This window comes from Chitinophaga oryzae (assembly GCF_012516375.2).
In the GTDB taxonomy this organism is placed as follows: Bacteria; Bacteroidota; Bacteroidia; order Chitinophagales; family Chitinophagaceae; genus Chitinophaga; species Chitinophaga oryzae.
The window spans coordinates 109,341-122,896 of sequence record NZ_CP051204.2; the positions used below are offsets into that span (position 1 = coordinate 109,341).

The following is a 13,556-nucleotide window of genomic DNA, read 5'->3' on the forward strand; positions in this document are numbered from 1 at the left end:
CGCAAAGCAGCAAAGAGGCAAAGACCCTGGCGCCTTTGCTGCTTTGCGCCTCTGCGTGCGGCAATTATAAAGCGCTTTTTACAGCTTTCACCAGCTTCTCAGCCCGCTCCTGTACTTCGGCATCGCTCCAGGACAGGTTGATCGGGGTAGAGATGTTCCGGCTGATGATGGCATCGGAAGCGGGGAACTGTTTGGTTTTGTAGATTTCCATCGCCTGTTTCAGACCTGGGGCAAACGGTGTTAATACGTCGCCGTTTTTAAAGTGGTCCCACTGGCGGATGTAGTGCCAGTTGTTATCATAGTAGTAGAACGCAGGCAGACCGGCAGCTTTCATGGCTGCAGCGGCTTTCCCCGCCTGTTCCGCTTCCGGCAGGAAAAAGGACAGGAAGGTAGCACTGTCGCCGGCTTCGTCCGGCAGGCGGCGGAAAGTCACGCCCGGCACGGTAGCCAGCGCATCTTTGAAGATTTTTTTGGTTTTGCGCTGGATGGCCAGGAAAGTGTCCAGTTTACGGACCTGTGCCAGGCCCACTGCAGCATGCAGCTCGGAGATACGGTAGTTGTACCCGATAAACGGATGCAGGTCGGCCCCGCGGTCCACGCCAAGGTGGTCATGACCGTGGTCGGTATATCCGTCACATTTAATATAAACGTCTTTGTTATTGGTAATGATAGCACCGCCTTCCGCACAGGTGATGGTTTTCACGAAGTCGAACGAGAAGGTGCCGGCATCGCCGATAGATCCCAGCGCTTTGCCTTTATAGGTAGCCCCGAAAGACTGACAGGCGTCTTCCAGCAGCAGCAGGTTGTGTTTTTTACAGATGGCCTGCAGGGCGTCCAGATCGGCCATAGCGCCGCACATATGTACCGGCATCACCGCTTTGGTACGGGGCGTGATGGCGGCTTCCACCGCTTTGGGGTCCAGTGTCAGGGTGTCATCAACATCTACCAGCACCGGCGTGGCGCCAACGGAGAACACAGATTCAAAGCTGGCGACGAAAGTAAAGGTGGGCATGATGATTTCATCGCCGGCACCCAATCCGAGGGCTGCCATGGCGGTGGTCAGTGCGGCTGTGCCGCTGGAGGCAAGCTGTGTGTACTGTACGTTCAGTTTGTCGCAAATAGCCTGTTCCAGCTCCTTTGCTTTCCAGATGCCTTTACGCGGACCGTCAAATCCGTAACGCATCATGATCCCTGTTTCCAGTACGTCATTTACTTCTTTCCTTTCTTCGGCGCCAAATAGTTCATATCCGGGCATAAGCTGTTGATTTTTAAAATATAATTGAAAGAGATGTCAAAATAGTGCTGCAAAGTTACTATAATCAGTGTTGCGTTACATCGCAAATTCTGTTTATCTTTTGCTAAAAATTCACCATGCGTTTTATACTGTTCCTGATTATGATAGCCAGCTTATCCGCGTTACCTGCCCGCCGCGCCAACGCACAGCAGGACGACCGCCGGCAGATAGAGGGCCTGATGGCCGCCCAGACCAGCGCCTGGAACCGTGGCGATATCGACGGCTTTATGCAGACCTACTGGCACTCCGATTCTCTCCTGTTCATCGGTAAAAACGGCGTCACCTATGGCTGGCAGGCTACGCTGGATCGCTACAGGAAAACCTACCCCGACACCACCGCCATGGGCAAACTGGATTTTAAACTGCTGGAATTTAAACCCCTCGGGCGCGACGTGTATTTTGTGGTAGGCAGATGGCACCTGCAACGCAGCATCGGCAACCTTCAGGGACATTTCAGCCTCACCCTCCGCCGCATCCACGGCGCCTGGAAAATTATCGCCGACCATAGCAGCTAAACAAAAAAAACCATCCTAAGAGTAGGATGGCCGCTATACACCACAACATTAAAGAAGAAACTAAAAAGTAAGCTGTTATCTTCTTTTAATAAAAAACGTTCGGGTTTTCTCCGGATATGGTAATTATTTGTCTTCTATTTCGATTTCTTGTTTTTCTCACTGTCCCGTACCGCCTTGTTTTCCTCTTCCGGCGATTCGGATAAATCCCCGTGAAGCGGATTACTGCTCACAGACCCTTTGTCGGTGGTCAGCACCTGTGCCGGCCTTTTCTTGTTTTGTGAAAACCCTGCCGACTTCTCTTCACTGAGTTTCTTTTTCTTCATAATACCGGTTTTGAGCATACCATGAAAACAACTTCAATGTAAGTCCGGCAAACACTATTCCAGATGAAAAACCGCTGTTTTAGCCTGTGTAGCGGACTGGAGACGGGGCAAACCCTCCCCATCTGCCGGCCTCCTGTGGGAAAAGTTCACTACAATGCTGAGTAGCAAAAGGTTGCGTTCATTAACATTCAGTTTGCAAAAACACCATTTCTTTTTTCAGTGCTATCCCCTATTTTCGTGGCCGCGGAAAACGCATTTTGTACTGCGGCCGCGTTTTAACCCATAACCTCTGAAACTGCCACCGGTAGTTTTAATCTTATCCCTGGAACCTCTTGTAGTTTTAATCCTTATCCTGTTTAGACCTGTATCTGTTTATTTATTTAATTTTCAACTGGTTATGACAGGGAAATTTATTCGTGCGATTTTAGGTATAGGTGTGGCAGTAGCGATATTTACAAGCTGTTCCAAAGATTCGGGCCTGCTCCCCGTAAATCCCAAAGACACGGCGGCCACGACGCCGGGGAAACCTTCGGGAGACACTTCCCAACCGGGAACAAGCACTCCTGGTACCGGCGTAGCCGGCAACAACATCGACCGCGACGCGTTGCTTAAACTGGTGAACGGCCTGCGCACCAAAGGCTGTAAATGCGGAACGGACCAGATGCCCCCCGTAGGGCCGGTTACCTGGAACGGCCTGCTGGAAAAAGCAGCATATGATTTCAGCGTGGAAATGAAGACCAAAAACTTCTTCAGTCATACCTCTCCCGACGGCTCCACACCAGGCTCCCGACTCGACGCCGTGGGCTACAACTGGAACACTTACGGGGAAAACATTGCACAGGGCTATATGGATGAGCAGAGTGTCATCCTGGGGTGGCTCAACAGCCCGGGGCACTGTAAAAACATGATGAACGGCAATTTCAGGGAAATGGGCATTGGCAAAGCCGGCAACTACTGGACGATGGAGCTTGGCAGACGAAGCGGCAACTAATCGGGCCTGTCCATTTTTTTGCGCCAGAAACGCCATATCATATAAAGGTAGCCTGCCAGCGACAACACAAACCACGAGTAAAAAAAGATCATCCGGCCGGGGGTTGACTCCTCCGGCACGGCAAATCCCAGGAACAGGCCCAGAAATACGTTAAAAAACATCCAGAAGAAACCGACAAAGATGGTACGCATGATCTTGATAAGAAACCAGAAAAGGTCTCTGTCCAGCTTGTCGATTTTCCTGGGCTCCTGTTGTGGATTTTCTGTTTCTTCCGCCATATGATCAGTTTCTGTTCGCCGGGATGCACAGCCTTGCCAGGGCTGCACTGTCACCTCTGAATACGTTAAAGTCTACTGTCGTTCTGATGCCGTTCACCCTGCCGATATCGCTGTGCTGCCAGAAAAGCCATGCCCTTTTAGACGCCGGCCGCTCTTTCTGGTAATAATGCGCGATCCATAAGGGGTAATCATCAAACTCACTGCCAAGATACGTTTCGTAGAAATGGATATTGGTATAGATGATCGGCTTTACTTTATACGCCTTTTCCATTTCTTCCAGCCATATTTTGGCGGTACTGCGGATCACCGCTGCCGGCTGGTTGTTGCTGGTTTCGATGTCCAGCACCGGTGGCAGGTCGCCCGGCTGAAGGTCTGCTACATTCCGGAAATTGATGGCCTGCTTCAGGGGATCGCGGGTACTGTAGAAAAAGTGGTAAGCGCCCCTCACCAACCCTGCCCGGCCTGCCCGCTCCCAGTTTTGCCGGAAGGTGGCGTCCTGGCGGGTAATACCTTCCGTCGCCTTTATAAAGGCGAAGGATATACGAATTTTATCGACCTGCATCTGCTTCACAGCCTGCCAGTTAATATCTTTCTGAAATTTGGACACATCGATCCCATGGATTTTATAGTTGACCGGGATATCAATCCCAAATTCATCATATCGTACAAAAGAGATGCGCTCCTCCCGGGAATACCACCATTTCCAGGCGACAAATGCCAGCAGGATCGTTAATACCGTCAATAAAATAATGCGGGTCCAGTTACGTTTCACGTTGCTTTAGTTAGTTGCAGGGATTCGGGTAATATGCTGCTGTTTAATGCCGGCAGACCTTTTTTTACGGCAAGTATAGGTTATAATTTGTTTAAAGACGCTACTTTTACACAGGTCAAGTGAATTTTATATGCCTGATTTTAACCTGAACGATACCCTGAACCTCGCTTCCAAATTCACTTTCCGTCGCGTGTGGAACGCCGGAAAAGTGCTTGGCAGCTACTTCATCAGCAAGTGGACCAATAAGCCGGTACAATGGGGTTACCCCATTTCCATGTCTTTTGAGCCTACTACCTCCTGTAACCTGCGCTGCCCGGAATGCCCGAGCGGCCTGCGGGCGTTTACCCGCCCTACGGGGATGCTGGAACAGGATTTTTTCCGGAAAACCATCGACGAAATATCGAAAGAGCTGTTATACCTTATCTTCTATTTCCAGGGAGAACCTTACCTCAATCCCGGCTTCCTGGACATGGTGAAATATGCTTCTTCCAAAGGTATTTATACCGCTACCTCCACCAACGCCCATTACCTGACAGACGCCAATGCCAGAAAAACCGTGGAAAGTGGGCTGGACAGGCTCATCATCTCCATAGACGGCACTACCCAGGACGTATATACGCAGTACCGGGTGGGCGGCAAGCTGGACAAGGTGATAGAAGGGGCTAAAAATATCGTGAAGTGGAAAAAAGAGCTGAAGTCCACCAAGCCTTTTGTGTTTTTCCAGTTCCTCGTGGTAAAACCCAACGAGCACCAGATTGAAGACATTAAAAGACTGGCGAAAGAAATCGGGGTAGATCAGGTACGGTTCAAGACAGCACAGGTATATGACTATGAAGAAGGCAACCGCCTCATTCCCACTATTGACAAATACTCCCGTTACCACCGTAACGAAGACGGTACTTATGCTATCAAGAACAAGCTGGGCAACCATTGCTGGCGCCTGTGGCATTCGCCGGTGGTGACCTGGGATGGCCTGGTAGTGCCCTGCTGTTTTGATAAAGATGCACAGCACCGGCTGGGTAATCTCAAAAAAGAATCATTCAAGGCGCTGTGGCACAACAAAGAGTATATACGTTTCCGTAGCCAGATCCTGGAAACCCGGAAAAACATCGATATCTGCGCCAATTGCAGTGAGGGGACGAAAGTCTGGGGGTAACTATTCTTCCTCAGCGCTGGCCTGCGCTGCTTTTTTCTTCTTACGGCGGTTGGTCACCTTATTGAAAATATTGATGCCCAGCTGCACGCCTATAAATTCCAGGGCCGTCATGAGGGCGCCGGTGGCAAAATTCTTGAATTTACCGCTGCCCCAGGCCATTTTAGCCACGTTGGCGGCAATATTCAGTACGCCGCTATGCCTGGCGCTGCCGGGTATAACGGCATTCAGCGCCATCTTCTTATAATTGTCTTTAAAGTAGTCTACCCGCCTGCCCAGATCATTTTCCAGTTGCCGGGAGCGCATTTTCAAACGGGCAATTTCCAGGTCAAGGGTCTCCTGATTGGTTACTTTTACCTTACGCATGTGTAAACATTTTTCATGTTATCCTTTTGAAGTGTTTTCTGTAGCCTCTTCATTGGGCACATGTCCATATGTATCCTGATCATGTCCGGACGGGTTGTGTCCGGGCTGGTTATGAATATGTCCTGACTGTTCGTCCGCTTCTGCGATTTCCTCTACCAATTCTGTCAGCAACAACCTGGTGAGGGGCCGCTGTATCAACTGCCGGCGGAACAGCAGGATCACCACAAATAACAACACAAACAGGCCTGCAGCGCAGGAAAAACCAATCGTGAAGCTGCCGGTCATTTCGCCGATCCAGAATCCCACGACCATTCCGAGGAAAACGATCACGAAAAAGAACAGCAGGAAAGCCATCGTCAGGGAAAAGAACAGTCCCAACGCTTTCGACAGCTTTCCTGCCGCCTGGAGCTTCAGCAGGTCCAGCCTGGTTTCCAGATATTCTCTGGCAACCTTGCCCGTTTGGTTAAAATAGTTGCCGAAATTTTCTTCCATGCAATGTTTTTTAAACAGCTTAGGGGTTATGCCAACTCATTTTCCAATTCATCCTGGAACTGGTCCTTTCTTTTTCTCCATTTGTCTTTCAGCCTGTCTGTCTGGTCTTTTAGTTTTTCCACCAGTTCATCTTTTTTGTCGGAGTTCAGGAAATACCCTACTGCCACGCCTACGGCTGCACCAACAATAAAAGAAACAACAGCTTTGGAACTTGTACTCATAAAATAGGTTTTTAAGGTGAGAGAATAAGTTTTCATTTTTTGGTATCTAAAGGTTCACAAACACCATTCCATAAATGAATAATGTATAAAACTTTCCACTAAAATTCCGCATTAAGAACAAGCTTTGCGGTTTTTTGTTTAACTATCTTGGCCGGAAGCGCTGGTTCATTTTTTGCCTGTACCAATAAATTATCCGATATTATTGTACTATGAGCTATCTCGACAACGACCGTCTCAAACAAATTGGGTTTCTTTTATTGATCCTTTTCCTGGCTATCCTGCTGTTTAAGGAATTATATTTGTTCTTCCCCGGCTTCCTGGGAGCCATCACCCTGTACGTGGCCTGCCGTAAATGGATGTTCCGGCTGGTGGAAGTGCGGAAATGGAAAAAGAGCCCTGCCGCCGCCCTCCTGATGACAGCTTCTTTCCTCATCATCCTGCTGCCTATCGGCGCACTGGTAAACATGCTGTCATCCCGTGTGGCCTATGCCGCCAACCATTCCGGCGAAATCATCAACAAAGCCCGGGAATTCAATGAAAGGCTGCACCAGGAAATAGGGATCGACCTGCTGTCTACCCAACAGCTGCAGAAACTGCAGGACGGGCTCACTGCCTTCCTGCCCGGCTTCCTCGGCGCCACGTTCAATACGCTGACCGCCATCGCCATCATGTATTTCATCCTGTACTTTATGCTGGTCAACGGCCGGAAGATGGAGGAAAATCTCTACGAGTATATCCCGCTGCGGGATGAAAACGTGGAAAGACTGGGCAGAGAATTCAACACACTGGTATTTGCCAATGCGCTGGGAATACCGCTGATTGCTGTTATACAAGGCATTGTATCGCTGATCGGGTATCTTATCTTTGGCGTTCCGCAACCGTTTTTCTGGTTCGTGGTCACCTGTTTTACGGCCATGCTGCCGGTGATCGGCGCCGCAGCGGTATATGTGCCCATGGGCGTGTATCTGCTGGCTACGGGCAGTACCTGGCAGGGCATTGCGGTACTGGTATACGGTTTTGGGGTGGTAGGCACCTCCGATAATATCTCCCGTTTTCTGCTGGCTAAAAAGATAGCGGATGTTCACCCCCTGATTACCATCTTCGGTGTGATCATCGGTGTTAACCTCTTTGGTTTTATTGGTCTGATATTCGGTCCCCTGCTCATTTCCATGTTCATCCTGCTGCTGGAAATCTATTCCAACGAATTCCTGGTGAAAAGAAGGGACCGCCGGCAACGGCATCAGCAGGAAACGGCGGCCGCCCATGGCAACCGACCGGCTGCCGACTAGCGGAAGTAGTTGTTCTCCTGGATGTAATTGATCACCCCATCCGGTACCATATACCGTACGGACTTGCCCTCTTTGATCCATTTCCGAATGTCTGTCGCGGAAATATCGAGCATGGGCGCGTCCAGTATTTCCACCCGGGCGCCGTAGGTATCGGTGATATCATGCCCCGGACGGCGGTATACATATATCGGATAGTGCTGTACGATGTGCATATAATTCTTCCAGCGCGGCAGGTTCTGAAAACTGTCGCTCCCCATGATAATCGCAAACTCCTGTGTGGGGAATTTCTCCCCCATATAGGCCAGCGTGTCTACCGTAAAGGACGGCCGCGGCAGGGAAAACTCGATATTGCTGGCGCGCAGGCGCGGCTCATCTTTGATGGCCAGTTCCACCAGATGAAAACGGTCATGCTCATTCAGCAAAGTAGAGGAAGTCTTCAGTGGGTTCTGCGGGGAAACCACAAACCATACTTTGTCCAGGTCAGTATTGTATGCTACATAATTGGCAATGATCAAATGCCCTGTGTGTATAGGATTAAAAGACCCGAAATACAAACCTATTCTCATGTTTCATCTTTTTTCAATTACGGATTACGAATTACGAATTGAGGGCCTGCTTATGGAAAACGTCCTTCAGTAACCATGCTATAAGAAAGCGCTCAATTCGTAATTCGTAATTCGTAATCCGTAATTGTAAAAGTAGGTATTTCCTGTGATAGCCATGGCGGAAACATAGAAACAACGCTTATTCCAGCGGCTTGAACTGCTCAAACACCTGGCCACATGACTTGCAGTAATGAATAGCGCGGCACAACGTGGACCCGAACGGTGAACGGAGATAGGTGTGTTCGCTGCCGCAATGCGGGCAAGGCGTGTTCAGCATGATCTCCGGCCGTACGTCCCCTTCCAGTACCGGCGGCGGCGCGATCCCGAAGTTCTTCAGTTTCTCTTTGGCGGCAGCCGTCATCCGGTTGCTTTCCCAGTGCACATGTTTATCGATTTCTACGGTCACGGCTACCCCAAGCGCCTTTTCCACTACCGTCCTGATATTATCTTTAATATAACTGACGGCCGGGCAGGCGGCGAACGTAGGTATCATGCGGACCAATACGGGCTGCCCTTCCGTGATGTCCACCCCGGTGATCATACCGAGATCTATCACGCTGAGCACCGGTATCTCAGGGTCCATCACCTGTTCCAGCGCATGATATACATCTTCCTGTGAAATAGTGGCTGACATCATATTACCAGCTGGCCTCCGTGTCCAGGTTAAATACTTCTCCCATCTCTTTCAGCAACGGCCCCAGGTACGTGGTATGAAACCCCTGCCTGCCGCCATACGCCGGCGTGATGGAATCCATATCAGGAAGATTGAGGGAGGCATTCACCAGCACGGGATAGATACGGTCCAGCCAACGATGGTACAACTCCTTCTCCCCGGGGTACACCTTCTCCGCGATCAGCGTTTCCTCGTGAGCGGCAGAAGGTTCAAAGATACCGGCGGCAAGGGCGATAGTATCGTTCAGCGCCGTCTGCATCCGGGCATATCCCTCTTCACTGGCTTTGCTCAGCTGCATGATGAATGCGTTGGCATGCAGTGTATGGTATTTCAATTCTCCCTTTATTTTTTTACTGAGCAGCTGAAACGGTTCGAAGCTGCTGTCCTGCAAGCTTTCATAACGTGCTGTTTCGGCATGGTCGAACAGGAAATGCCGCATCAGGCTGAAATCATAGCCGCCATTGGGCATCTCCACCAGGTGGGCGCATTTAAAAGCGCTTTCCGGGCGCATAAATGCAAAGCGGTCAGGATCTTCGCCGCCGAGATGTTCATGCAGGATGCGGTACAGCGCCCAGGCATGGCCGATCTTGTCCTGTGCCATGGAGGAAAAGGCAATATCTTCTTCCATAACAGGACCGAGGCCTGTCCATTCGGAATTACGATGGCCCTGAATCAGTTCATCGTCGGCCATCTTTATAATAAGGTCTGCTAATGCTGCGTTGCTGATCATTTCGATTGTTTGAATTTGTTGATCTTCTCCATTACCTTAAAACCACTGGCATCGCGGTAGTTCTTTTCCAGATTGTTGGCGAACATATCTTCATCTTCCACATCAAAAGCCAGAATGTCGGCACTTCTGACTACCCACAGGTTCACACATTTTTTACGGCGGGCAAATTGTTCTTTGGCAAAAACCAGCGCCAGCTGCGGGTCCGGTGCATGCACACAGCCTACGTGCTCATGGTGGGCCCCCCTCTTCTCCTGGTGAAACACTTCGTACACATTCCAGTTCTCCCCTTCCTCCACTTTGATGACCGCGCTGGCATCACCCAGCTTCAGCCTGTTGACACGCGGATCTAAAGACTCGTTAGACATGAATTTGTTGATTGCTTTTTTAAACGAAAAACTGCCTGTCGACCGGGATCGCAGGCTATAACGTGCAGGTATATACGATTTAAGCCACCGGCAACGCGCGCCGCTCTGCCGGGTTCATTAATGCCTTGCGTACCCAGCGCCCCTCTTCTTCCGCCCACTTACGCACCTGCAGCCGCTCTGCGTTGCACGGACCGCCGCCGTTGATCACCCGGAAAAATTCGTCCCAGTCGGGATCGGTATATTCCCAGCGGCCTGTATCCGCATTTTTGCGGAGCAACGGGTCCGGCAGGGTCAGTCCCAGCTCCCATATTTTAGGCACATAGCTGTCGAGGAACTGGTTACGCATTTCATCATTGCTGGCCATCTTCACTTTCCATTGCATCAGCTTTTCGCTGTGCCGGGAAGTTTTGTCGGGAGGACCGAAGAAATGCATGATCGGCTGCCACCAGCGGTTCAGCGCATCCTGCAGCATGGCTTTCTGCTCCGGCGTACCGGTTGCCAGCTCAATAAACGCATCATGCCCCTGTTTCAGGTGGAAGCTCTCTTCATAACAGATACGCTCCAGCGCCCGGCAATAAGGGCCATAGGAACCCTTGGCATTGGCCACCTGGTTCACAATAGCGGCCGCATCGATCAGGAAACCGATCACAGTCACATCCGCCCATGTTTTGGCGGGATAGTTAAATACGTTGGAATATTTGGATTTGCCGCTGAGCAGGTCGTTGATCATTGCTTCCCTTGACTTGCCAAGGGTTTCCGCTGCATTGTACAGCAATTGGCCGTGACCGATCTCATCCTGTACCTTGGCGATCAGGGCCAGTTTACGCTTAAATCCGGGAGCGCGGGTGATCCATGTTCCTTCCGGCAATGCCCCGATGATTTCTGAGTGCGCGTGCTGTTCAATTAAACGGATGAGTTGTCTGCGATACTCCGCCGGCATCCAGTCGCCCGGCTCAATTTTTTCCCCCCTGGCGATCCTTTCTTCAAAAGCCGCCAGCTTTCCGGGATCATCATGCTGTTGTTCTTCCCGCAGCTGTTTACCGTTTGGTTCGTCGAAAATATATCCGCCGCCGTACATAGTGCGATTGTTTTGGTTGGAAGTAAATTACGGAAAAAAGCCCGTTTCCGGCAGAAAATGATTGTTAAAACGCCGGGGCAAATGTTATAGAATTTACAAATTTTGGCGCCCGGGAACAGGCAGTCCCGCATTTTCCTAATTTTATTCCTGTTGTCCACAGGTATGCCACCCTTATTACATATATTTTGTATGTTTTTTTTGCCCTTCGGGCAGACGGAAACGCATATCCCGCCGGCGCCGCCGCATAAAATCATCCACATCCAGCTGGAATTCGAGGACCGGGAAGATGAGGACGACCCGGATTCAGACACCCTTTTTTATTCCAACACCCGCAGGCTCCGCTGGGACGATTTCAGGGGTACGCCCTCTCCTGCCGGACCCAGCGCCGCCGTGTCCTACACCAGCTTTTCCTACGAAGGCGCCAGCACCCTCTCCCACGACACGCTGAAAATCAAGCTGATCATGCAGGTGTTCTTTATAAAAAGCGCCTCCTGGGTACGGAACGATGCACGCGACAACTACGCGCTGATGCATGAACAGCTGCATTTCGACATCACCCGGCTGGTGGTGGAACGCTTCAAACAAAAGCTGCGGCAAACTGCATTGAACCGCGACGACTACGACAGTGTTATACAATATCAATATCTCCAGTCTTTCCAGGAAATGAACCGCATGCAGTACGCCTTCGACCGCGACACCCATCACGGCACCAATATGGCTGCGCAGGTCCGATGGCGGGATAAAGTCAACCTGGGCCTTAAAAACAAAGGGGTGATGCCGGAAGAACTTGGATATGATCTCTTTGGTAACTTTGGTCCACAATAGTGTTATACTATTGTTCGTTTAATCATTCGGGTTATCCTAAATTTGCTGCTATGCAACCAAATCGACGCAACTGGCTGATCGCCGGCCTCCTGTTCACCGCCCTGTTCTCTGCCTGTAAAAAAAAGGACGCGGCAGGCCCGCAACGACAACAGGGCAATATCAACGATAGTATCTTCTCCGTGTTTAAAGACATTTACCTGTGGACAGATGTTATTCCCGATTCCGCCACCTTTAAGCCGGAAAGCTATTCCTCCCCGGTGAGCATGTTCCGCTCACTCATCAGCATCAAAAAGAACAATACGGGCAGCCAGCCACTCGATAAATACAGCTTCCTGGACGACGGCAGCACTTCCCGTACCATCCAGGAAGGTATTGCAGGCGACATGGGCTTCGAAGTCGGCTATCAGACAGACAATACGCTCTATGTTGTGTACGTTTACGCCGGCTCCCCGGCAGATAAAGCCGGCATCAAACGCGGATGGCAGCTCACCAGCGTCAACGGTACCACCAGCTTCCAGGTAGGACAAGCGACAGACAACCTGCTCAACGCCGCCTTTTCCAGCAAAAGCGCCACCTGGATATTCCGCAAACCGGATAATAATTCCCAGACCATCACGCTGTCTCCCGCCACCTATAAACTCAATCCTGTTCTCTACGCCAACACCTACAATTTCAACGGCACCAAAGTAGGCTACGTTGTATTCAACAACTTCGTCGCCCTTATGGATGTGAAGCCCACCTTCGATTCACTGTTCAATGTGTGGGCGCAGGGCGGTGTTACCCGGGTGATCATGGACCTCCGTTACAACGGCGGCGGCCTCCTGGAAACGGCGGAATACCTGGCCAACAACCTCGCGCCGGCCAGCGCCAGCAATACCGTGATGTATACGCAGCAGTTCAACAGCAACGTCCATAATAACAACTACAGCTATATTTTCCGGAACATGAAAGCGCTCCCATACAATCCCAATATGTACTGGACGGAGATCTTCCGGAACGAAGCCACCACTTATAAAACCGCCAGGTTCCAAAAACAGGGGAATCTGGCCCTGACCAACCTGAGCTTCATCGTTACCTACGGCACTGTGTCTGCCAGCGAACTGCTGTACAATGTGCTGAAGCCCACCATGAAACCACACCTGATCGGCGGCACCACTTACGGTAAACCGGTAGGTTTCATCAACATCCCCTTTGGCCAGTATGATATGTATGCCGTTTCTTTCCAGACATTCAACGCCGCCGGCGAAGGAAATTATTTCGATGGCATCGCCCCCACCCTTACGGTAACGGACGACTATACCCACAACTGGGGCAGCCTCAGTGATCCGTTGCTGCGCTCCGCGCTGACAGACATGGGCATCCCGGCATCAGCGCTGGGCAGAATGGCCACCACCGAGCTTAGCACCGGCAGGATCGGAACGCTGCGCCAGAGCAACCGCTTCCAGGGCATGATACAAACATTGAGATAAATACATTTAGGGATTTTTTGATTTACGAATTTTTTGATTTCTGGAATAAAGAAGAGAAGACCGGCGCGAATGACGATCGCGCCGGTCTTCTCTTTTATCATTTATAAAATTAAAAAA

The 13,556-nt window shown here is 50.6% G+C and carries 18 protein-coding genes; 6 read left to right on the forward strand and 12 right to left on the reverse strand.

Annotation, left to right across the window (positions count from 1 at the left end):
• Positions 1–64: 64 nt before the first annotated feature.
• Positions 65–1,255, reverse strand: a complete 1,191-nt coding sequence (locus tag HF324_RS00440) for a DegT/DnrJ/EryC1/StrS family aminotransferase (protein ID WP_168808381.1) — start codon at positions 1,253–1,255, stop codon at positions 65–67.
• A 116-nt stretch (positions 1,256–1,371) separates the two neighbouring features.
• On the opposite strand from HF324_RS00440, the gene HF324_RS00445 reads away from it, so the two are divergent.
• On the forward strand, positions 1,372–1,809 hold the full coding sequence (locus tag HF324_RS00445; RefSeq protein WP_168861727.1) for a YybH family protein: 438 nt from the start codon (positions 1,372–1,374) through the stop codon (positions 1,807–1,809).
• Between the two features lie 134 nt (positions 1,810–1,943).
• On the opposite strand, the gene HF324_RS00450 is transcribed toward HF324_RS00445, so the two are convergent.
• Positions 1,944–2,132 carry a hypothetical protein gene (locus HF324_RS00450; RefSeq protein WP_168808386.1) on the reverse strand — a complete coding sequence of 63 codons (189 nt, stop codon included), beginning with the start codon at positions 2,130–2,132 and terminating at the stop codon, positions 1,944–1,946.
• Between the two features lie 397 nt (positions 2,133–2,529).
• Between HF324_RS00450 and HF324_RS00455 the strand changes: the two genes are divergently transcribed.
• On the forward strand, positions 2,530–3,123 hold the full coding sequence (locus HF324_RS00455) for a CAP domain-containing protein (protein WP_220101261.1): 594 nt from the start codon (positions 2,530–2,532) through the stop codon (positions 3,121–3,123).
• On the opposite strand, the gene HF324_RS00460 is transcribed toward HF324_RS00455, so the two are convergent.
• The gene (locus tag HF324_RS00460; protein WP_168808393.1) at positions 3,120–3,401 is read right to left on the reverse strand and encodes a hypothetical protein; all 282 of its coding nucleotides are present in this window, start codon (positions 3,399–3,401) and stop codon (positions 3,120–3,122) included. The two genes, HF324_RS00455 and HF324_RS00460, sit on opposite strands and share 4 nt — an antisense overlap.
• 4 nt (positions 3,402–3,405) lie before the next feature.
• Positions 3,406–4,173, reverse strand: coding sequence for a glycoside hydrolase family 25 protein (locus HF324_RS00465; protein WP_168861728.1), 768 nt, complete (start codon positions 4,171–4,173; stop codon positions 3,406–3,408).
• Positions 4,174–4,303: 130 nt separating this feature from the next.
• On the opposite strand from HF324_RS00465, the gene HF324_RS00470 reads away from it, so the two are divergent.
• On the forward strand, positions 4,304–5,329 hold the full coding sequence (locus tag HF324_RS00470; RefSeq protein ID WP_168808397.1) for an SPASM domain-containing protein: 1,026 nt from the start codon (positions 4,304–4,306) through the stop codon (positions 5,327–5,329).
• On the opposite strand, the gene HF324_RS00475 is transcribed toward HF324_RS00470, so the two are convergent.
• The 3 genes from HF324_RS00475 to HF324_RS00485 are packed head-to-tail and all read right to left on the reverse strand — an operon-like array spanning position 5,330 to position 6,405.
• Entirely contained in the window at positions 5,330–5,692 is a 363-nt protein-coding gene (locus tag HF324_RS00475; RefSeq protein ID WP_078669727.1) for a hypothetical protein, read from the reverse strand. It abuts the gene before it with no gap.
• Positions 5,693–5,710: 18 nt separating this feature from the next.
• Positions 5,711–6,184, reverse strand: a complete 474-nt coding sequence (locus tag HF324_RS00480) for a hypothetical protein (RefSeq protein WP_168808400.1) — start codon at positions 6,182–6,184, stop codon at positions 5,711–5,713.
• Between the two features lie 26 nt (positions 6,185–6,210).
• Positions 6,211–6,405: a YtxH domain-containing protein gene (locus HF324_RS00485; protein WP_168808402.1), complete on the reverse strand. Its 195-nt coding sequence runs from the start codon at positions 6,403–6,405 to the stop codon at positions 6,211–6,213.
• Between the two features lie 209 nt (positions 6,406–6,614).
• Here HF324_RS00485 and HF324_RS00490 point away from each other — a divergent pair, with 209 nt between their 5' ends.
• Entirely contained in the window at positions 6,615–7,694 is a 1,080-nt protein-coding gene (locus HF324_RS00490; RefSeq protein WP_168808404.1) for an AI-2E family transporter, read from the forward strand.
• Here the strand turns inward: HF324_RS00490 and nadD are convergent.
• From nadD to paaA, 5 genes are all read right to left on the reverse strand, one after another.
• The gene (gene nadD, locus HF324_RS00495) at positions 7,691–8,260 is read right to left on the reverse strand and encodes a nicotinate (nicotinamide) nucleotide adenylyltransferase (RefSeq protein ID WP_168808406.1); all 570 of its coding nucleotides are present in this window, start codon (positions 8,258–8,260) and stop codon (positions 7,691–7,693) included. The two genes, HF324_RS00490 and nadD, sit on opposite strands and share 4 nt — an antisense overlap.
• 178 nt (positions 8,261–8,438) lie before the next feature.
• Positions 8,439–8,936, reverse strand: coding sequence for a 1,2-phenylacetyl-CoA epoxidase subunit PaaD (paaD, locus tag HF324_RS00500; RefSeq protein WP_168808408.1), 498 nt, complete (start codon positions 8,934–8,936; stop codon positions 8,439–8,441).
• 1 nt (position 8,937) lies between these two features.
• Positions 8,938–9,702, reverse strand: a complete 765-nt coding sequence (gene paaC, locus HF324_RS00505; RefSeq protein ID WP_220101262.1) for a 1,2-phenylacetyl-CoA epoxidase subunit PaaC — start codon at positions 9,700–9,702, stop codon at positions 8,938–8,940.
• Positions 9,699–10,067, reverse strand: a complete 369-nt coding sequence (locus HF324_RS00510) for a 1,2-phenylacetyl-CoA epoxidase subunit B (protein WP_078669720.1) — start codon at positions 10,065–10,067, stop codon at positions 9,699–9,701. Before HF324_RS00510 ends, paaC begins: the two co-directional genes overlap by 4 nt.
• A gap of 79 nt (positions 10,068–10,146) precedes the next feature.
• Positions 10,147–11,145 (reverse strand): 1,2-phenylacetyl-CoA epoxidase subunit PaaA, encoded by a 999-nt coding sequence (paaA, locus tag HF324_RS00515; protein ID WP_168808410.1) that lies wholly within the window; start codon positions 11,143–11,145, stop codon positions 10,147–10,149.
• Positions 11,146–11,334: 189 nt separating this feature from the next.
• Here paaA and HF324_RS00520 point away from each other — a divergent pair, with 189 nt between their 5' ends.
• Both HF324_RS00520 and HF324_RS00525 read left to right on the forward strand, forming a co-directional pair.
• Positions 11,335–11,970: a DUF922 domain-containing protein gene (locus HF324_RS00520; RefSeq protein ID WP_168808412.1), complete on the forward strand. Its 636-nt coding sequence runs from the start codon at positions 11,335–11,337 to the stop codon at positions 11,968–11,970.
• A gap of 50 nt (positions 11,971–12,020) precedes the next feature.
• On the forward strand, positions 12,021–13,439 hold the full coding sequence (locus HF324_RS00525) for a S41 family peptidase (RefSeq protein ID WP_168861729.1): 1,419 nt from the start codon (positions 12,021–12,023) through the stop codon (positions 13,437–13,439).
• The last annotated feature ends 117 nt before the right edge of the window (positions 13,440–13,556 follow it).